Source organism: Embleya sp. NPDC001921, from assembly GCF_053594475.1.
Window position 1 is genome coordinate 245,304 of sequence record NZ_JBSFEO010000009.1, and the last position, 19,997, is coordinate 265,300.

At 71.1% G+C, this 19,997-nt stretch carries 17 protein-coding genes and 1 pseudogene; 6 read left to right on the forward strand and 12 right to left on the reverse strand.

Going from position 1 to position 19,997, the window contains the following annotated elements; translation table 11 throughout:
• The first annotated feature begins 229 nt into the window (after positions 1-229).
• From ACWCPW_RS13910 to ACWCPW_RS13930, 5 genes and pseudogenes are all read left to right on the forward strand, one after another.
• On the forward strand, positions 230-1,564 hold the full coding sequence (locus tag ACWCPW_RS13910; protein WP_449761742.1) for a sensor histidine kinase: 1,335 nt from the start codon (positions 230-232) through the stop codon (positions 1,562-1,564).
• Positions 1,565-1,683: 119 nt separating this feature from the next.
• A complete protein-coding gene (locus ACWCPW_RS13915) occupies positions 1,684-2,328 on the forward strand; it encodes a response regulator (RefSeq protein ID WP_395871781.1) in 645 nt (214 codons plus the stop codon).
• Between the two features lie 278 nt (positions 2,329-2,606).
• On the forward strand, positions 2,607-4,469 hold the full coding sequence (locus ACWCPW_RS13920) for a 2-oxoacid:acceptor oxidoreductase subunit alpha (protein ID WP_449761743.1): 1,863 nt from the start codon (positions 2,607-2,609) through the stop codon (positions 4,467-4,469).
• 67 nt (positions 4,470-4,536) lie between these two features.
• Positions 4,537-5,532, forward strand: a complete 996-nt coding sequence (locus ACWCPW_RS13925) for a 2-oxoacid:ferredoxin oxidoreductase subunit beta (RefSeq protein WP_449761782.1) — start codon at positions 4,537-4,539, stop codon at positions 5,530-5,532.
• Between the two features lie 167 nt (positions 5,533-5,699).
• Positions 5,700-7,655 (forward strand): annotated as a pseudogene (locus tag ACWCPW_RS13930) (APC family permease); the annotation flags it as partial.
• A 371-nt stretch (positions 7,656-8,026) separates the two neighbouring features.
• On the opposite strand, the gene zapE reads toward ACWCPW_RS13930, so the two are convergent.
• The 4 genes from zapE to ACWCPW_RS13950 form a co-directional block, all read right to left on the reverse strand.
• On the reverse strand, positions 8,027-9,238 hold the full coding sequence (gene zapE, locus ACWCPW_RS13935; RefSeq protein ID WP_449761744.1) for a cell division protein ZapE: 1,212 nt from the start codon (positions 9,236-9,238) through the stop codon (positions 8,027-8,029).
• Positions 9,239-9,303: 65 nt separating this feature from the next.
• The gene (locus ACWCPW_RS13940; protein WP_449761783.1) at positions 9,304-9,810 is read right to left on the reverse strand and encodes an ArsR/SmtB family transcription factor; all 507 of its coding nucleotides are present in this window, start codon (positions 9,808-9,810) and stop codon (positions 9,304-9,306) included.
• A gap of 196 nt (positions 9,811-10,006) precedes the next feature.
• Positions 10,007-10,276 (reverse strand): hypothetical protein, encoded by a 270-nt coding sequence (locus ACWCPW_RS13945; RefSeq protein ID WP_449761745.1) that lies wholly within the window; start codon positions 10,274-10,276, stop codon positions 10,007-10,009.
• A gap of 19 nt (positions 10,277-10,295) precedes the next feature.
• On the reverse strand, positions 10,296-10,850 hold the full coding sequence (locus ACWCPW_RS13950) for a Uma2 family endonuclease (RefSeq protein WP_406298145.1): 555 nt from the start codon (positions 10,848-10,850) through the stop codon (positions 10,296-10,298).
• A gap of 164 nt (positions 10,851-11,014) precedes the next feature.
• On the opposite strand from ACWCPW_RS13950, the gene ACWCPW_RS13955 reads away from it, so the two are divergent.
• Positions 11,015-11,356 carry a VOC family protein gene (locus tag ACWCPW_RS13955; RefSeq protein WP_449761746.1) on the forward strand — a complete coding sequence of 114 codons (342 nt, stop codon included), beginning with the start codon at positions 11,015-11,017 and terminating at the stop codon, positions 11,354-11,356.
• Between the two features lie 127 nt (positions 11,357-11,483).
• On the opposite strand, the gene ACWCPW_RS13960 is transcribed toward ACWCPW_RS13955, so the two are convergent.
• From ACWCPW_RS13960 to nuoN, 8 genes are all read right to left on the reverse strand, one after another.
• Positions 11,484-11,957 (reverse strand): hypothetical protein, encoded by a 474-nt coding sequence (locus ACWCPW_RS13960; protein WP_449761747.1) that lies wholly within the window; start codon positions 11,955-11,957, stop codon positions 11,484-11,486.
• Positions 11,958-12,070: 113 nt separating this feature from the next.
• Positions 12,071-12,586, reverse strand: a complete 516-nt coding sequence (locus ACWCPW_RS13965; protein ID WP_449761748.1) for a hypothetical protein — start codon at positions 12,584-12,586, stop codon at positions 12,071-12,073.
• A 119-nt stretch (positions 12,587-12,705) separates the two neighbouring features.
• Positions 12,706-14,082: a S8 family serine peptidase gene (locus tag ACWCPW_RS13970; RefSeq protein ID WP_449761749.1), complete on the reverse strand. Its 1,377-nt coding sequence runs from the start codon at positions 14,080-14,082 to the stop codon at positions 12,706-12,708.
• Positions 14,083-14,172: 90 nt separating this feature from the next.
• A complete protein-coding gene (locus tag ACWCPW_RS13975) occupies positions 14,173-15,099 on the reverse strand; it encodes an ABC transporter permease (protein ID WP_449761750.1) in 927 nt (308 codons plus the stop codon).
• Positions 15,086-16,039 carry an ATP-binding cassette domain-containing protein gene (locus tag ACWCPW_RS13980; RefSeq protein WP_449761751.1) on the reverse strand — a complete coding sequence of 318 codons (954 nt, stop codon included), beginning with the start codon at positions 16,037-16,039 and terminating at the stop codon, positions 15,086-15,088. Before ACWCPW_RS13980 ends, ACWCPW_RS13975 begins: the two co-directional genes overlap by 14 nt.
• The gene (locus ACWCPW_RS13985) at positions 16,036-17,109 is read right to left on the reverse strand and encodes a LolA family protein (RefSeq protein ID WP_449761752.1); all 1,074 of its coding nucleotides are present in this window, start codon (positions 17,107-17,109) and stop codon (positions 16,036-16,038) included. Before ACWCPW_RS13985 ends, ACWCPW_RS13980 begins: the two co-directional genes overlap by 4 nt.
• Before the next feature lie 247 nt (positions 17,110-17,356).
• Positions 17,357-18,367 (reverse strand): polyprenyl synthetase family protein, encoded by a 1,011-nt coding sequence (locus ACWCPW_RS13990; RefSeq protein ID WP_449761753.1) that lies wholly within the window; start codon positions 18,365-18,367, stop codon positions 17,357-17,359.
• A gap of 43 nt (positions 18,368-18,410) precedes the next feature.
• Positions 18,411-19,997, reverse strand: a complete 1,587-nt coding sequence (gene nuoN / locus ACWCPW_RS13995) for an NADH-quinone oxidoreductase subunit NuoN (protein WP_449761754.1) — start codon at positions 19,995-19,997, stop codon at positions 18,411-18,413.

Consider the following 19,997-nt stretch of genomic DNA (forward strand, 5'->3'; position numbering starts at 1 on the left):
GTGGACGTTGCTTACGTTTGTGGCACGGGAGTCTAGGGGGGTTGCGCCGGACCTGTCCCCGGTGTCCAATCCGCCGGCCGGCCGGATCGGCGATACCGCTCCCGAGCCGAAGGTGGTAGGGACAACCCCACCCCCAAGACACCGACCCGCGCCATGGGACCCGCCCGGGTCACCGGGCAGAGTTGACCCAACGGATCGGCTTCTCTCCCAGCGAGGCAACTCCATGTCCATGCCCTCACCCGTGACTGCCTACGACGGGTCCACAGGTGATGCCCCGGCCCGAGCGCGGCCGGGCATCCTGCGCGCGCCGTTCACGGTGCGCACGTGGACCGACACGATCCATCTCGTGCTCAATCTGCCCATCGGCATCATCGGCTTCACCTACGCCGTGGTGTTCATCGCGCTCGGCGTCGGTCTGACCCCGCTGTTCCTGATCGGGTTGCCGATGTTGGCGTTGACCCTGATGGGCAGCAGGCTGTTCGGCCGGATGGAGCGGGCCCGGGCGAGCGCGCTGCTGGACGAGCATGTGCGCGCACCCGCCCCGCTTCGGCCGCGGCCGGGGATCACCGGCTGGATCAAGTCGGCGCTGACCGATCGGACCGGGTGGCGGGCCAGTCTGTATCTGTTCGTGCAACTGCCCTGGGGCGTCTTCACCTTCGCCGTCACCACGGCGCTGTGGGCGGCGTCGCTGACCATGGTCACCTATCCGCTCACCCAGCCGCTGTACCGCCGGGCCGACATGCCCGGCGCGAAGCTCTCCGGCGACGGCCCGCACGCGCCGGGCGCCGACCACTACCTCGCCGGGCCCGGTCCGGTGACGCTGACCATGGCGGCGGGCGTGCTGCTGTTCCTGGCGACGCCGTGGCTGGTGCGCGGGATGGCCAACGTGGACCGGGTGATGGTGCGCGGGCTGCTCGGCCCGAAGTTCCTGTCCGAGCAGGTGCGCGACCTGACCGTCTCCAGGGAGGCCGCCGTCGACACCGCCGCGTCCGACCTGCGCCGGATCGAGCGCGACCTGCACGACGGCGCGCAGGCCCGACTGGTCGCCCTGGCGATGGACCTGGGCATGGCGAAGGAGAATCTGAACGCGAGCGAGGACACCGAGACCGCGCGGATGGTCTCCTCCGCGCACGACGAGGTCAAGCTCGCCCTCCAGGAGCTGCGCGACCTGGCCCGGGGCATCCACCCGGCGGTGCTCACCGACCGGGGTCTGGACGCGGCGCTGTCCTCGATCGCGGCCCGCTGCACGGTCCCGGTCCGGGTCGAGGTGGACCTGCCCGCCCGGCCGGCCGCGCCGATCGAATCGGTCGCCTACTTCTGCGCGTCCGAACTGCTGACCAACGTCTCCAAGCACGCCCGTGCCACCCACGCGTGGGTGACCGTGGGCCACCAGGACGGCCGGATGTATCTGATCGTCGCCGACGACGGCGCCGGTGGTGCCTCGACCGGCAAGGGGTCCGGGCTGGCCGGCCTGATCGAGCGGGTGCGCGGGGTGGACGGCACGCTGACCGTGGACAGCCCCGAGGGCGGGCCCACCAGGGTCACCGTGTGGTTGCCGCTGTGAGGACGCGGCGGGGCTGAGATCCGACCCGCCCGCGGTACACCGCATCGACTCGAATCCGGAAGACTGTAGCCGCACCCGCTCCTCGGGTGCGGCTACCGGATTTGGGGGATGTGAACGCTGTGCGCGTCGTCATCGCTGAGGATTCCGTACTACTTAGAGATGGTTTGTCCCGTCTGTTGACCGCTCGAGGCCACGAGGTCGTGGGCGAGGTCGGGGATGCCGAGCGGCTGGTCGCCGTCGCGGGCGAACTGCTCCCGGACGTGTGCGTCGTGGACGTGCGCATGCCGCCCACGCACACCGACGAGGGCATTCGCGCGGCGGTGCGGATGCGGGCGACGCTGCCGCAGGTCGGCGTGCTTGTCCTGTCACAGTACGTCGAGGAGCAGTACGCGACGGAGTTGCTGGCGGGCAACACCAGCGGGGTCGGCTATCTGCTCAAGGACCGGGTCGCCGACGTCGGCGACTTCGTCGCCGCGGTCGAGCGGGTCGCGACCGGCGGCACGGCGCTCGACCCCGAGGTCGTCTCCCAGCTGCTCGGCCGTTCCCGCAAGCGCGACGTGGTGGAAAAGCTCACACCGCGCGAGCGCGAGGTGCTCGGCCTGATGGCCGAAGGACGCACGAACGCGGCGGTCGCGCAGGCCCTGGTGGTATCCGACGGAGCGGTGGAGAAGCACGTCAGCAACATCTTCGGGAAGCTCGGCCTCGCACCCAGTGACACCGATCACAGACGAGTCCTCGCGGTACTCGCGTATCTCGGATCCTGACATCGTAGGGATCGAATTACTGGACCCATGCAATCATCCGGTCGATCGGAGCAGCCGTCCCACATCGGGGCGGGCTCTTGGTTTGCTCGGATATAGGCGGATATGTACCCCCCTGCGGGTCATGTCCGCAGCGTGACACCGCTCACGTCACGCGCCAGGGCGGATCCTCGCCCGCTCCGGGGGGCGCCACGGCCCCCATCTGTACCGCCGTACGATGAAACTGCGACATCCGCGCGGTGCGCGGACCAACCGCCGCAGCGCCGAGGAGGTCCTTCCCCGTGACCAAGCAGGTCAAGCAGCTCGACCGGGTAGTGATCCGGTTCGCCGGCGATTCCGGTGACGGAATGCAGCTGACGGGCGACCGTTTCACGTCCGAGACGGCGACGTTCGGAAACGATCTGTCGACCCTTCCCAACTTCCCGGCCGAGATTCGGGCGCCCGCGGGCACCCTGCCGGGCGTGTCGAGTTTCCAGCTCCACTTCGCCGACCACGACATCCTGACGCCGGGCGACGCCCCGACCGTCCTGGTCGCGATGAACCCGGCGGCGCTCAAGGCCAACATCCGCGACCTGCCGCGCGGGGCCGAGATCATCGTCAACACCGACGAGTTCTCCAAGCGCGCGATGGCCAAGGTCGGCTACGCGAACAGTCCGCTGGAGGACGGCTCGCTGGACGCGTACAACGTGCACGCGATCCCGCTGACCACGCTGACCGTGGGTTCGCTGGCCGAGTTCGAGATCTCCAAGAAGGACGCCGAGCGGGCGAAGAACATGTTCGCGCTCGGGCTGCTGTCCTGGCTGTACCACCGGCCGACCGAGGCGACCATCGCCTTCCTGCGCAAGAAGTTCGCCAAGCTGCCGGTGATCGCCGAGGCCAACGTCGCGGCGTTCAAGGCGGGTTGGAACTTCGGCGAGACCACGGACGACTTCGCGGTCTCCTACGAGGTGGCCCCGGCGAAGCTGCCGGCCGGGACGTACCGCAACATCACCGGCAACCTCGCGCTGTCCTACGGCCTGGTGGCCGCGGGGCAACTGTCCGAGCTGCCGGTCTACCTCGGTTCGTACCCGATCACCCCGGCCTCGGACATCCTGCACGAGCTGGCCAAGCACAAGAACTTCGGCGTGCGCACCTTCCAGGCCGAGGACGAGATCGCGGGCATCGGTGCCGCGCTCGGCGCGTCCTTCGGCGGCGCGCTCGGGGTGACCACCACGTCCGGCCCCGGCGTCGCGCTCAAGTCCGAGACGATCGGCCTGGCCGTCTCGCTGGAACTTCCGCTGCTGATCGTCGACGTGCAGCGCGGTGGGCCCTCGACCGGCCTGCCGACCAAGACCGAGCAGTCCGACCTGCTCCAGGCCATGTTCGGTCGCAACGGCGAGGCCCCGGTGCCGATCGTGGCCCCGCAGACCCCGTCCGACTGCTTCGCGGCCACCATCGAGGCGGCCCGGATCGCGCTGAAGTACCGCACCCCGGTCTTCCTGCTGTCCGACGGCTACCTGGCCAACGGCTCGGAGCCGTGGCGCCTGCCGGAGACCTCCGAACTGCCGGACCTGCGCGTCGAGTTCGCGACCGAACCGAACCAGGAGATGCCGGACGGGACCAAGGAGTTCTGGCCCTACAAGCGCGACCCCGAGACGCTGGCCCGCCCGTGGGCGGTCCCCGGCACGCCGGGCCTGGAACACCGGATCGGCGGCATCGAGAAGGCCGACGGGATCGGGTCGATCTCCTACGACCCGGCCAACCACGACCTGATGGTGCGCACCCGACAGGCCAAGGTCGACGGGATCGCGAACGACATCGAGCCGCTGTGGGTCGACGACGCGACCGGTGACGCCAAGGTGCTCGTGATCGGGTGGGGTTCCACCTACGGTCCGATCGCCGCCGGTGTCCGTCGCGTACGGGCCGCGGGCGGCAAGGTCGCGCAGGCCCACCTGCGTCACCTCAACCCTTTCCCGGCCAACACGGCCGAGGTGCTCGCGTCGTACGACAAGGTGATCGTCCCGGAGATGAACCTGGGTCAGCTCGCCCTGCTCCTGCGCGGGAAGTTCCTCGTGGACGCCATGTCCTACACCCAGGTTCGCGGTCTGCCGTTCAAGTCCGAGGAACTGGCTCACGTGATCCAGGAAGTGATCGAGAGTGTCTGAGTCCGCGAACGGCGCCGGCGGTTTTCCTTCGCTGTCGCTGATCCCGAAGGCCGACGGCAAGCAGTCCATGAAGGACTTCAAGTCGGACCAGGAGGTGCGCTGGTGCCCGGGTTGCGGGGACTACGCGATCCTGGCGGCCGTGCAGGGCTTCATGCCCGAACTCGGTCTCCGCAAGGAGAACATCGTGTGGGTCTCGGGCATCGGCTGCTCCAGCCGCTTCCCGTACTACATGAACACCTACGGCATGCACTCGATCCACGGGCGCGCGCCGGCCATCGCGACCGGTCTGGCCACCTCGCGCGAGGACCTCTCGGTATGGGTGGTCACCGGTGACGGCGACGCGCTGTCCATCGGCGGCAACCACCTGATCCACGCGCTCCGGCGCAACGTCAACCTGAAGATCCTGCTGTTCAACAACCGGATCTACGGCCTGACCAAGGGTCAGTACTCGCCGACCTCCGAGACCGGCAAGATCACCAAGTCCACCCCGATGGGCTCGCTCGACCACCCGTTCAACCCGCTGTCGGTGGCCATCGGCGCCGAGGCCTCGTTCGTGGCCCGGTCGATCGACTCCGACCGCAAGCACCTGACCTCGGTGCTGCGCGCGGCGGCGGCGCACGAGGGCACCGCGCTGGTGGAGATCTACCAGAACTGCAACATCTTCAACGACGGCGCGTTCGAGCAGCTCAAGGACCCCGATAAGCGGGACGACGTGACCATTCGGCTGGAGCACGGGCAGCCGATCCGGTTCGGCTCGGACGGGCAGTTCGGTGTCATCCGGGGTGCGCGCGGTTCGCTGGACGTGGCCGAGGTGGCCAAGGTCGGCGAGGACGCGCTGATGGTGCACGACGCGCACGCGGACAACCCCGAGTTGGCCTTCGCGCTGACCCGGCTCGGCGATCTGACCAGCAACACGCACACCCCCATCGGCGTCTTCCGCGACATTCGGCGCCCGGTCTACGACCGGCTGATGTCGGCCCAGATGGCCGAGGCGGCGAGCACCCAGGGCGCCGGCGACCTGGCCTCGCTGATCCGGGGCAACGACACCTGGACGATCAACTAGCGACACCGGCACGACCGGCGACGGTACGCGGGAGGGGCCCGGCGGATTTTCCGCCGGGCCCCACGCGTGTGTCCGCCCCGCGCGCCCCGCGTGCCGTACCGGCCGCACCGCCCCTGTTCGGCCGAGCGCGGGCATGTGCGGCGGGGCACCGGGGCAGCCGAGGGGTCATGCAGCCACCCACCGGCCCGCCCGCTCCGCTCAGCGTGGACGTCCGGATTCCCGAGACGGTCGGATACCGGCTCAAGAAACGACTGCTCGGTCCGCCGCTGGTGACCGCGCGGCTGCGCGGCGAGAAGTTGTCCAATCCGACCGCGCTCGGCGTACTGGCCTCGGACTGCATCTCGTCGTCGGCGTACGGCACCGAGCAGATGTTGCGGGCGCTGGTGCCCTACATCGGCCTCGCGGCGTTCACCCTGCTCCTGCCGGTCACCTACGCGATCCTCGCGGTGCTGCTGTTGCTGACCCTGTGCTATCGGGACGTGGTGACCCTCTACAGCAAGGCGGGCGGCTCCTACATCGTCGCGCGCGACAACTTCGGGCCGCGCGTCGCACAGGTCGCCTCGGTCGCGCTGCTGATCGACTACGTGGTCACCGTCGCGGTGCAGACGGCGGCCGGCACCGACGCCATCGCCTCGCTGCTGCACCTGTTGTGGGGCACCGACATCAGCGGCTGGAAGCCGGAGATCTGTGTCGGCGTGGTCGGGGTGCTGTTCTACGGCAACCTGCGCGGGGTCAAGGAGGCCGGGCGCACCTTCGCGCTGCCGGCGTACCTGTTCATCGGCGCGATGGCGATCGTGTTCGCGGTCGCGCTGGTGCGCTGGGCGAGCGACGGCGCGCTGCCACAGGCGGACGTACACGCCGCCGGCGCCGTGCCGCTCGGCGAGTCCGGCAACGGACTGCTTTACGGCGCCTCGTTGTTCGTGGTGCTGCGGGCGTTCGCCAACGGCGGCTCCTCGCTGACCGGGCTGGAGGCGCTCTCGAACAGCGTGTCCACCTTCCGCGAACCGCGCGCCCGCAACGCGCGCAGGACGCTGGTGGCGATGTCGCTGGTGCTCGCGACCCTGGTGTTGGGCATCTCCCTGCTCGCGCACGCCACCCACGCGATCCCCTACCTGGAGGGCGATCCGACGGTGATCGCGCAGGAGGCGCACCTGGTCCTGGGCGAGGGCGTGCTCGGTCGGGCCGGGTTGATCTTCGTGCAACTGGCCACCGCGCTGATCCTGTACACCGGCGCGAACACGCCGTTCAACGGCTTCCCGTTCCTGGCCGACTTCGTCGCCGAGGACGCGTTCCTGCCGAAGATGTTGCGCAAGCGCGGCCACCGGCTGGCCTTCTCGAACGGGATCATCCTGCTCGCGGTGCCCGCCGTCGCGCTGCTGCTGGCGACCGGGGCGAGCGTGGACTCGCTGGTCGCGCTGTACGCGATCGGCGTGTTCACCGGGTTCATGATGGCCGGCGCCGGGCTGACCAGGCATCACTGGACGGTGCGCACCGGTCGCTGGCGGGCCGCGACCGTGCTCAACGCGCTCGCGGCCGTGGTCTCCGCGGCGGTGGTGCTGATCTTCGCGATCACCAAGTTCACCGAGGGCGCGTGGCTGGTGGTGGTGCTCTTCCCGTTGGGCGTGTGGGCGCTGATCGGGGTCAACCGGCGCTACCGCGAGGAGGCGGCGGCGCTCGCGGTGGCGCCGGCCACGGCGGACTTCGGCATTCGCGATCGCTCGGTGGTCGTGGTGCTGGTCGACTCGCTCGACGTCGCGGTGCTCCAGGCGGTGCGCTACGCCCGCTCCCTGCGCGCGGACGACCTGCACGCGGCGCACTTCGTGCTGGACAGCCGGCACGCGAAGAAGCTGAGCAAGCGATGGGAGGCGAGCCGGGCCGCCGACATCCCACTGGAGCTGATCGAGTGTCCGGACCGGCGGCTGGCCCGGGCGGTGCTGGAACTGGCCGCGCGCGAGGTGGCGGACGGCGCGTCGGGGATCACCATGCTGCTGCCTCGGCACACCTATCCACCCGGGATCGGGCGCCTGCTGCACGGCCGCACCACCGACTCGATCGCGTCGGCGCTGACCCGGGTACCGCACGCGGTCGCCAGCATCGTGCCGTTCGACGTGGCCGCGGCGATGGCGCACCGGCCGATGCCCGCGGAGCCCGCGGCGGCCAAGTGTGTGCCCCGGTTGTTGCCGGCGATGGACGCGGAGCCGGAGTCGACGGAGCACCCGGCGGTCACCGCGTCCGTGGCCGAGCTCAAGTGGCGGCAGCGAGCCGAGGTGGTCGGCCGGATCCGGGCGGTGTCCCCGTCGTCGGAGACCGCCCGGCCGTCCCTGGAGGTCGAGTTGTACGACCGCACCGGCGGCCTCAGGCTGCTCTTCCACGGCCGCCGGCACCTCGCCGGCGTGGAACCGGGCCGCCGGATGCGGGTCCACGGGGTGGTCGGCGAGGCGGAGGGCCACCTGGCGATGTCCGACCCGTTCTACGAACTGCTGCCGGAGGACGACTAGCGGGAGTCCTCCGCGACGTCGTCGCCTTGCTCGGCGCGCTCGTCGCTCTTGGCGCTTCCGGCGCCCTCGGCGCCCCCGTCGCTCTTGCCGTTGTTGCCGTCGCCGTCGTCGCCGTCGCCGTCGTCCGAGCCGTCGACGCGGCGGAGCAGGCCCAGGCGGCTGGCCGTGCGGGTGATGTCCGTCGGCAGGTCGTCGCCGGCGAGGATCTCGGTCAGGGTGCGGTCGCTGCACAGGAAGAGCCGTACGTCGGCGTCGCAGCAGACGTCGATCAGGTTCACGAACCGCTGCCGGGCCTCGGCGCTCGCCGTCTTGAGCGCGGGCAGCCCACCGAGCACCCACGTGGGGTACGTCTCGGCCAGGACGAGGTAGTCCAGCGGCGACGTCCGGCCCTCGCACAGCGCCGCGAACCCGCCCCACAACTCGCCCGGCCGGGCCGCCGCGACGGCGAGCTCGCGGTGGTTCACCCGCAGCGTGACCGCCTCGTCCGGTGTGGGCGGTACGAGTCCCTGCCCGCGCAACTGCTCGGGGTCGCCCGGCCACAACACCGCTCCGCGTGCGAACGCGGTGTCCGCGGTCTCGGTCCGGGGCAGCGACCGGTAGTCCCGCCGGCCGGCGACGGTGACAACGGTCATCCGCGCCTCGATCTCGCGGATCGTCGGCTCGAACAGGTGGTGGTGGAGCGGGTTGGGCAACAGCCCGGCGGGCGGGTAATTGGACGTGCAGACCAGAACCACCCCGCGCGCGTGCAGTTCCCGCAGCAGGCGGGTGACCAGCATCGCGTCGCCCGGGTCGTGCACGTGGAACTCGTCGAAGCACAACAGGTCGACGTCGCCGACCAGTTCGGACACGGCCGCGTCGACGGCACTGCGCTCGTGGCCGCGGTCGTCGCGGTGCCGGCGGACCGCCTCGTGCAGGCGTCGGAAGAAGGCGTGGAAGTGCACCCGCGTCCGGCGCTCGGCGGGCAGCGGTACGGCCGCGAAGAACGTGTCGAGCAGCCAGGTCTTGCCCCGGCCGACCGGACCCCACAGGTACAGCCCCGCTGCCGGCCGGCGATGGAACAGGCCGTGTCCCCGGCCCCGACCCAGTGCCGCGCCGAGCTCGGCGAGCCGGTCGGCGGCCTGCTCCTGTGCCGCGTCGAGCAGGTAACCGCGCGCGCGTGCGGTCTCGTGGAAATGGCCTCGCATCGTCTCGACCGTCGTCCGCCCCATGATCGAGATCGTAGTGAACGGCTCCTTCGAGAGCCTCGCCGCCGGCCGGGATCGGGCGGCGCGGGTCAGGGGCGCGCGGCGAACAGCACGGTCAGCAGCGGTACGACCCGCATCGCGGGTACCTCGTAGTGCCCTCGGCCCACGGTGCGCAGCCAGCCGGCCGCGACCAGTTGGCGCAGGTGGTGGTAGATCTGACCGCTGGTCCCCATCCCCTCCAGGGCGCCGAGTTCGGCCGCGGTATCGGTGCCGCGCAGGATCTCGCGCAGCAGGGACAGTCGTACGGGGTGGCCCAGTGCGCCCAGGTGCTCGGCGAACGGCGCCCAGTCCTCGGCGAGCAACGCGTCCGCGTCGGCGGCCAGTTGCCACTCGACGGGCGTTCCCTCGGGCAGTCGCAGGGCGCCGGTGTACAGCAGTGCGCCGATCCCGTAGTGCTCCTTGAGCCCTTCCAGGGCCCAGAACGCCTCGGCGTCCGGGCTCGACACGAACCGGTCGGCCGATCCGGTCGGCGGTTCGGCGGCCGCGGCCTCCAGCGCCGCGACGCGCTCGGTCAACGCGTCCAGGCGCGCGAGCAGGACGGCCGGGTCGGTCTCGTCGGTGTTGTCGGTGTTGTCGGTGTTGTCGGTGTTGTCGGTGTTGTCGGTGTTGTCGGTGTTGTCGGTGTTGTCGGTGTTGTCGGTGTTGTCGGTCACGGTGGTCGGGTCGGTCCGCTCACTGTCGTCGTCCGGTCGATGCGCCACGTCGTGATTGTTACGCAGTTACGTAATCTCTTCAATCCATCGACGAGTCGTCGGCCCGCACGGGTATCGCGTGGTATTCGACCTCGACGTAGAACTGACCGTTGGGCTTCTTCAGCCGGCGCACGGTGCGGTGCCCGGTGGCGCCCAGTTCGCGCAACGCCTTCTGCACCCGGTACGGCCCTTCCGGCATCACGTCGGCCACGTCCTTACCGGTGAACTTGATCCCCGCGGGCACCGCCAACATGCACGCGAGCACCCGCCGGGCGAGCGGGCTGAGGTCACTGTCCAAAGCATCCGACACGGGATCACGTCCCCACGGTTCAGTCGACGATCGAAGCGGTGTCGAGCACGAATCCAAAAGGATCGGGCAACGGCAGCCGCTTGCCGAAGCCGACCTCGACCCGACCGGTGTAGCTGCCCTTGTCCGGATCGGTGAACAGTGTGAGCTTGGATTCGGAGCGGTCGATCAGGAGGTACAAGGGGATCGCAGCCTCGGCGTAGACCTGCCGTTTGGTGATGCGATCCCGTCCGGGGGCGGTCGATGTCACCTCGACCACCAAGAGCACGTCGCCGGACGGCATCCACGGCTCCGCGTCCCGCATGCCACCGGACGAGGTCACCGTGATGTCCGGAATGACCCGAGCCCCACCCGGGGTCTGCAAGCCCTTGTTCATCGCGGCATCGAAGCGTTCGTCCACGTCGAAACGCGCGAGTTGTCTGACCAGGCGCCAGATCAAGGTCTCGTGATCGCCGTCCGGCGGTGGTGCCACGCTCGTCTCCCGATCGATGAACTCCACGCGATAGTCGTGAAGTCGCTCGGACAGGGCGAAGAACACCTGCAACGGATCCGGCATCGCATCGTCGTCGGTTTCCACACCATGTGTGTACACAGCTTCGACGGACATCACACCCGCTCCTCCCCTCCCCGAGGCAACATCTTCAGCCTAGTTTCGGGTCCGACCGCACAGTAGTCCTCCCGATCCGGTTCACCCGATCGAGCCGAGGCGGGGTCTTCCGGGCTTGGCCTAGGCTGCGGCGTATGCGCGTGGACCTGCATCAGATCGTGGTGGACGCCCGGGAGCCCCGGCAGTTGGTGCGGTTCTGGGCCGGCCTGCTCGGTGGCGAGCCGGTGGATCGGGAACGGGGTTGGTCGCATGTCGAACCGCCCGGGGCGGTACGCATGTCGTTCCAGCCGGTGCCCGAGGACAAGGCGGGGAAGAACCGGCTGCACCTGGACCTGCGGGTGACCGACATCGACGCCGCCGTGGCCCTCGCGGTCTCCCTCGGCGCCGACGCCCGGGGCGCCACGGTCACCGACGAACAGGGCTCGTTCCAGGTCATGGGCGACCCCGAGGGCAACGAGTTCTGCTTCGTGACCTGATCCCGGCGGCCGGCTCGGGGCACCCGGAAACGCGGCGACGGATCGGCGCGGGCAGGGAGTCGGCGGGACACTTCGCCGCTCGCTGCTTCGCGCCGATCCGTCGATCGTCGGCTCGGATCGGGCCCGGTCAGGCCGCCGTGACCACCGCTGCGCGGGCCAGCACGCGCTGCGTGGCCTTCGGGCCCTTCTTCGCGAAGATCACCAGGCGCATGAAGGCGAACCGGCCGATGCCGGCCAGGCCCGACGCGGACAGGTACACCGTCTGCTCCACCAGCACACCGGCGTTCGGCTCGATCGCGCGCAGGATGAGCATCGCGGCGGTGGTGAACAGGTAGCAGACCAGGACGGTCAGCGCCGCCTTGATGTGGTCGCTCTTGCCGGGCTTGTCCTGGCCGAAGGTGAACCGGCTGTGCAGCTCGGTGGCGATCAGCGTCGAGCCGACGGTCACCAGCGCGTTGGCGGCGACGAACGGCACGTGGCCGGAGAGCAGGACCAGCGTCGCGCTGCTCGCGAGGCCGACACCGCCGCCGAAGACGACGAAGCGGGCGAAGGAGCCGATCACTCCGGGTGCCTTGGCGGTGGTGTTGCTCGTGGTGTCCATGTGCAAGAGCATCCACTTCACCGCCGGCAGCCCCCGCACAAACCACTGACCGCCCCGACAGCCCGCTGTCAGCGCCGGCTCCGGCTGTCAGCCGACCCCACTGACCTGCGCATTCACTCGAAGTTCCAGTCCCGCGGCAACTCGGCGGCACAGCAGGCGCAGACGAAGTCGCCCTCCTTGACCACGGCGCGCTCACCGCAATCCGGACACCGGCGAAACACGAACACGTCGGTGAAACCGTCCGGGCGGGCCACACCGATCCGCGCGAGGGCCGCGGCGACCGCCGGCCACGAATCCGGCTCCGGGCAATAGCCGGTCGACTGGTTGCCGATCCCGACCACCGCCCATGCCCCGTCCTCGAATCCGAAGGCGATCTCCCCGGCGCCGAGCGCCCGTCCGCCGCCCGCGCAGGCCACGTGCTCGCTGCGGCGCGGGGCGAGCCGCAGCACCCCGTCGAGCGCGACCACGTACGTGAACGGCTCGGCCAGGTCGCCCCGCTCCTGTGCCCCGAGCCAGGCCGCCAACTCGCCGGCCGAGCGGATCGGCCGCCCACCGCCTCCGTCGCGCACCACCTCGGCGCGGATGTCCGCCGGCCCGACGTAGCGATAACTGCGGGAGGAAGCACTCACGACACCACCCTGCCGGCCCGGGCACGCCGGCACCCGGGTGTTTCGGCGCGGGCCCCGGGGTGACCCGCACCGTGAGCCCGTTGTCGGCGCCCGCCCCGAGTGCGGTGCGCACGACCGGGTCACTCCCCCGGGCGCACCGCGTGGAACGCGTCCACCAGGCCGTGGCCGTGGAACGAGTCGATGTCGCCCGACGCGGTGCACGGTGCCGCGCACGGCAGGGGGGTCGCCGTCGCGTACAACCGGGCGGTGATCGCCGCCGGCCCCCACCCGGGATGCGCCGACGCGATCAGCGCGGCCACCCCGCTCACCGCCGGTGCCGCCATCGACGTGCCCGCCTTGCGCGCCCAACCGCCGTCGCGCGCCGTCGACAACACGCCCTCGCCGCCCGCCCCGCCGCCGCCCGGGCCGGCCAGGTCCACCACGCCCAGGCCGGTGTTCGAGTAGCCGGCCCGGCGCCCGTCCGCACCGACCGCCGCGACCGTGACCACACCCGGGAGTTCGGCCGGCAACATCCGGCACGCGTCGGTCACCGGCCGCGGCCTCGCGGGCCGATCGGCCGCGTCGTTCGGGCTGTACGGATCCACCGTCTTGTGCGCGAGGTCGTAGTCGGCGTTGCCCACCGCCGCGATCGACAACACGCCCCGGTCGGCCGCGTACGCCGCCGCCCGGCGCACCGCCTCGTGGATCACCGCCTGGTCCTCGTCGTCCGGACACAGCAACCACCACGGGTCGTTGTAGTAGCTGTGGTTGGCGATCCGCAGCCCCCGGTCCGCGTGCTCGGCGAGCCAGACGAACCCGCACACGCCGGCCTCGCCGTGGAACATCGCGTCCGCGTCGCCGATCCGCAGCGCCGCGATCCGCACCCCGGGCGCCACGCCGACCACGCCCGTGCCGTTGCGGGCCGCCGCGATGGTGCCGGCCACGTGTGTGCCATGGTCCGAACGCGGGGCCCGCCACGCCGCGTCCGCCTGGATCGGCCGGCCCGTCGAACAGTCCGCGGACAACGCGGCGTCGAAGTTCGGCGCCAGATCCGGATGCCGATCATCGACGCCCGTGTCGGCCACCGCGACCACGACGTCCGGAACGCCCTCGGTGATCCGCTGCGCCTCGTACGCGTGCACCATCGCCAGATTCCACTGCGCCGCCTCGGCCGGATCCGCGGCCGGCGCGCCTGCCCGCTCCGCCGCCCGCACCGGCACCGTGCGCGTCGCGCCGACCCGCGCCACCCCGGGCCGCCCTCGCACCGCCGCCGCGAAGCCCGGCCCGCCGTGCGCCACCACCACTCCGATCCGCCCGTACGCCCGCACCACCGTGCCCCCGGCCCGCCGCACCGCCGCCTCGGCGAGCGCCGCGCCCGCCGCACCGTCGGGCCGGGTCAGCACCAGGTACGAGTAGGTCTCCGGCGGCGCGTCCGCCGTCCGCGCCGCCGCGGGCACTGTCCCGAACACCGCGGCCGCGGCCGCCGACACCATCGCGATCGCCGCGCGCATCCTCATGGGGCCGTACATGCACCCGGGACGCCCGAGCCAACCGGACATTCACCCGGACGAGTCGCCCATCCGGATCACCGGCCCGCCCGCGCTCACTCACGTGGTGATGTCGCGTTCGGTCATCCTGGCCCAGGCCGCCGCGCCGAAGACGGCCGTGTAGGCCGTCTGAACGCCCAGGTTGCGCAGGATCTCGTCGGTGGGGATCGGGTTGCGCAGCAGGTCGCCGAAGCTCATCCAGCCGTCGGTGAACAACCACGGATGGATTCCCGACAGTTGCGGGATGCCGGTCAGGATCGCGGTCACGATGACCACGCCCACCGTGGTGGCCATCGCCGCGACCGGCACCGTGGTCAGCGTCGACACGAACAGCCCGATCGCCGCGAGGCCGACCAGCGAGGCCGCGACGCACAGCGCGATCAACAGCGCGCGCCAGGACGCCTCGGCCATCGAGATGGTGTCCCCGGTCAACAGCGGCACATCGCCCATCGGGAACAGCGCGGCGCCCACCACCAGCGCGGACAGCGCCACCGTGAGCGTGGCGGCCAGACAGAAGGCCAGCACGCCGGCGAACTTCACCAGCAACAACCGGGTCCGACCGGCCGGCGCGACCAGCAGATAGCGCAGCGTCCCGGCGTGCGCCTCGCCCGCGATCGAGTCCCCCGCCACCACGCCCACCGTCATCGGCAGGAAGAACGGCAGTGCGGCGGCCAGCGACGCGAAGACCAGGAACAGCCCGTTGCCGGTGACCTGGTTCACGAAGTCCATCCCCCCTCCACCACCGCCACCGCCCGAGGAACCCCCGTCGTGGAAGTAGCGCAACGCGACCCCGAGCATGACCGGCACGAAGGCCAGGAAGCCCAGCATCGCGGCCGTGCGCGGGCGCAGGAAGACCAGGCGCAGTTCGCTGCGCATCAGCCCGCGCAGCCGCGGCAGCCGCTCGGACCCGAACGTCTCGGTGCCCGTCGAGTACCGGAACGCGGGCGACAGGACACCCGTCTTGGGCAGTGCGTCAGTCGGTGACATCGAAGCCTTCTCCGGTCAGCGCGACGAACGCGTCCTCCAGGGACGGCCGCGCGAGGGTGAACGAGCGGACCCGGACGTCGGCGCGCACCAGCGCCGCGCAGATCTCGTCGGGCTCCAGGGGGGCGGGGTCGGCCTCGACACCGCCCGAGGTGGTGACGATGTCGGTCGCGCCGAGCCTGGCCAGCACCACGACCGCCGCCTCCGCGTCGGGAGTCGTGACCACCAGGCGGGCCCGGGTGCCCGCGCGCAACGATTCCACCGTGCCCTGGGTGATCAGCCTGCCGTGGCTCATCACCGCGACGTCCGTGCACACCTGCTCGATCTCGTCCAGCAGGTGCGAGGACAGGAACACCGTCGTGCCGTCCGCGGCCAGGGCCCGGATCAGCGCCCGGATCTCGCGCATTCCCTGCGGGTCCAGGCCGTTGGTCGGCTCGTCCAGCACCAGCAGGTCGCGCGGCCGCAAGAGCGCGGAGGCGATGCCGAGCCGCTGCTTCATGCCCAGCGAGTACGCCCGCGCCTTGCGCCCGGCCACCGCCGTGAGCCCGACCTTGGCCAGTGCCCCGTCCACCCGGGCGGCGCGGGTGCGCGGATCCGACGTGGGGTCGGCGGCGTCCAGCCGCTCCAGGTTCTGCCGACCCGTCAGGAAGCCGTAGTGGGCCGGGCCTTCGATCAGCGCGCCGACCCTGGGCAGGACCTGCCCGACGGCCCCGGGCATGGGGCCGTCGAGCAGGGTGACCGAACCGCCGGTCGGCCGGATCAGGCCGAGCAGCATCCGGATGGTCGTGGTCTTGCCGGAACCGTTGGGCCCGAGGAACCCGAAGACGGAACCGGCCGGCACGGTCAGGTCGAGTCCGTCCACGGCGAGCCGGTCCCGGCCGTAGCGCTTGGACAGCCCCTCGGTACGGATCGCCGCGGCCCCGACCGCCGTGGACGCGCTCATCGCTGGGCCGCGATCCGCCGGAGCGTGTCCGCGTCGACCGCGCCGGCGAAGACCCGGCCCGAGTCGGTGCTCAACACGTTCAGCAGCCGGGTGTCGATCAGCGTCCCGCCCGGAACCGGCTTGCCCAGCTTGCCCAGCAGCCGGGTGGCGTCCTTGGCCTCCGCGCCGGCGGGCAACTCGACCACGGTGGCCCACCCGTCGCCGAACAGACCCGGGTTCTGCTTCGGCTGCTCCCCGCCGGGCGCGGCGGGCGGGTTCGGCGCGGCGGGCGGCTCGGGCACCGCCTCGTTCGTCGGCACCTCCTTGACCCGCGCCCCGGCCGGCGGCTTGAAGTCGAACGTGTCGGCCGCCGGCTTGTCGTAGGAGACCTTCTCGAAGCCGATGTCGATCGCGGGCTTGCCGCCCTTGACGGTGTCGACCGTCACCCGCAGCGGCACCCCGGTCCTCGCGTCCACGAACACCGTCGCCGCGGCGATCAGGCTGCCCCGCGCCTTGGGCGCGAAGCGGAGCTTGTAGACGTCGTGCCCGGCGACCTGGGCGGTGCCGTCGACCCGGACGTCGGTGGTCGGGCCGACCAGGTCGAGCAGTTGCCGAGCCGCGTCCTGCGGCGTGGTCGGCACCAGCGAGGCCACGTCCGGCCGGCTCGTGTCGATCGTGCCGTGGGTGACCGCGTGCGCGCGGCTGTCGTAGGTCCACACGTCGCGGCCGTTGTGGATGACGTTGTACTCGGCCAGATCGGACATGATGCCGATCCGCTGCCGGTCCGGGCCGTCCACGGCCACCTGGAGCTTGTTGGTGCCGGACAGCAGCGCCTGCGGGCCGCCGCCGGCCTTGCCGGGCAGGGCGGGCAGGCCCAGGTCGGTGTCGATGCGGACGGTGCCGGTCAGCGCGTCCGCCCGGGCGGCGGCGACCTTGGCGACGAGTTGGTCGGCGGTCAGGTCCGGTAGCCCCGGATGCGAGTCGTCGGCGAACGCGGCCGGGCCGAACGTCACGGCGCCGACGGTCGCGGCCGCGATCGCGGCAGGCACCGCGAAGCGCCACGGAACGGATCGGCGGGTGGTGCGAGTCATGGAGATTGCCCCCTGATTCGAGTGTCGAATGCGACACCCCAAGGGGATCACCGGGACCGGGCACTCGGCGTCGGCCTCACGTCACCGCAAAACGTCACCCTCAAGACGTGCGCCGCACCCGGGCACAGGACTTGATGCTGACGCACCACCCCCCGCGCTACTCCCGAGGGAGCAGCCGGCGAGCACTCCCGAAGCAGACCGCGGCCCGCCCACCCGACGTCACGGGCGGGCGGGCCGGCACCACGAACTACGCGCTGCGCTCCACGACCAACTCGCACAACGAGGACAACGCCCGCTTCGCACTGCACTCCGGCAGCGGCGCCAAGACCTCCCGAGCCTCCTCGGCATAACGCCGAGTGTCCTCGCGGGCCTTCGCCAGTGCCGGGTGCGCGCGCAACAGCGCGAGCGCCTCCGCGTGCTCGTCGTCGTCGGTGATCGGCCCGTCCAGCAGGTTCAGCAGGTGCCGGTCGGCCGCCGGCGACGACCCGGGCACGCCCGCCCGCAGGTGCAGCACCGGCAGCGTCGGCACGCCCTCGCGCAGGTCGGTGCCCGGCGTCTTGCCGGACTCGGTCGCCTCGCTGGCGATGTCGAGCACGTCGTCGGCCAGTTGGAACGCGACGCCGAACCGCTCGCCGTACCGGGTCAGGATGTCCACCACGTGCTCGTCCGCGCCCGCGAACATCGCGCCGAACTGGCCCGAGGCCGCGATCAGCGAGCCGGTCTTGTCCGCCATCACCGACAGGTAGTGCTCGACCGGGTCGTCGCCGGGGCCCGGTCCGACCGTCTCGCGGATCTGTCCGGTGACCAGCCGGGCGAACGCCCGCGCCTGGATCCGGACCGCCTCGTTGCCCAGGTCGGCGACGATCTCCGAGGCCCGCGCGAACAGGAAGTCGCCGGTCAGGATCGCGACCGAGTTGTCCCACCGGGAGTTCGCGCTGGGCGCGCCGCGCCGCAGCGGGGCCTCGTCCATCACGTCGTCGTGGTACAGCGTGGCCAGGTGGGTCAGTTCGCACACCACCGCCGCGGGCACCACGCCCGGGGACTGCCAGTCGCCGAACTGGGCGGCGAGCAGCACCAGCAGAGGCCGGAACCGCTTGCCGCCCGCCTCGACCAGGTGCCGCGAGGTCTGCGTCAGATAAGGGAACTCGCTCTTGGTGGCCGCCAGGAGCTCCTGCTCCACGGCGGCCATCCCCGCCCTGATATCGGCGTCGAGAGTCTCGTCCGTGACGCTCAGCCCGAAGGGCCCCACGATCGCCATGACGGTTCTCTCCTGTCGATCACGCAGAGTCTCTGCGTCGTGCTCAATGGACGAACAAGGCTGCCTTGTCCGCGAGGTCCAGTACCGGCTGCGGGAGGATGCCAAGGACCACGGTAACGGCTACCCCGAGCGCGATGGCAGCGGTGGTCATCACGCTGGGTACGACAACCGTCGGACCGTCGACCTTGGGCTCCGAGAAGAACATCAACACGATCACCCGTACGTAGAAGAACGCGGCGATCGCGCTGCACAGCACACCGACCACCACGAGGCTGCCCGCACCCCCTTGCGCCGCTGCCTGGAAGACCGCGAACTTTCCGGAGAAACCGCTGGTCAGCGGGATGCCGGCGAAGGCGAGCAGGAACAGTGCGAACACTCCTGCGACCAGCGGGGAGCGCCTGCCCAGACCCGCCCAGTGGGACAGATGGGTCGCCTCGCCGCGGGCGTCGCGTACCAGTGTGACCACCGCGAAGGCACCCAGAGTGACGAACCCATAGGCCACAAGGTAGAACATCGTGGACGACACGCCCGCGTCGTTCATCGCGATCATTCCGGTCAGGATGAAACCCGCGTGGGCGATCGACGAGTAGGCCAACAGGCGCTTCACGTCGGTCTGGGTGATCGCGATGATCGCGCCGGCGACCATGGTCAGGATCGCGACACCGATCATCACCGGCCGCCAGTCCCAGCGCATGCCCGGCAGCGCGACGTAGAAGAACCGCATCATCGCGCCGAACGCGGCGACCTTGGTGGCCGCCGCCATGAACCCGGTGATCGGGGTCGGCGCGCCCTGGTACACGTCCGGCGTCCAGGAGTGGAACGGCACGGCGCCGACCTTGAACAGCAGGCCGACCGCCACCATCGCGAGCCCGATCAGCAGCAGCGCGTCGTTGTCCATCGCGCCCGCCGAGGCCACGCCGATCCGGTCCAGCGAGACGCTGCCCGAGTAGCCGTACAGCATGGCCACGCCGAACAGGAAGAACGCCGAGGAGAACGCGCCGAGCAGGAAGTACTTGAGCGCCGCCTCCTGGGAGAGCAGCCGGTTGCGCCGGGCCAGCCCGCACAGCAGGTAGAGCGGCAGCGACAACACCTCGAGCGCCACGAACATCATCAGCAGGTCGTTGGCCGCCGGGAAGAGCAGCATGCCCACCAGCGAGAACATGGTCAGCGGGTAGACCTCGGTCTGCGTCCACCCGGCCGCCGTCGCGTCCTTCTCCTGCCGGCTGCCCGGCGCCGCCGCGGCCTGCGGGGCGAACGCGTCGCCGCCGGCCGGTTCCAGCCTGCGTTCGCCGATCAGCAGCACCGAGGCGATGCCGATCAGCAGCAGCGTGCCCTGCAGGAACAGCGACGGGCCGTCCACGGCGACCGCGCCCATCGCGGTGATGCTGCCCCGGTGGTCGTCCGGGAGGTCCCGGGCGAGCCAGACGACCGCGCCGAAGGCGCCGATCATGCCGACCAGGGCCACGGTGAGCTGCGCGCGGTAGCGGGCCGGTCGGGGCAGGAACGCCTCGATCAGCACGCCGATCACGGCGGCGCCCGCGATGATCAGGATCGGCGAGAGCTTGCCGTACTCGATGGTGGGCGCGTCCACCTTCGTCGCGGCGAGCGTTGCCGTAGCGGCGGTGCTCAT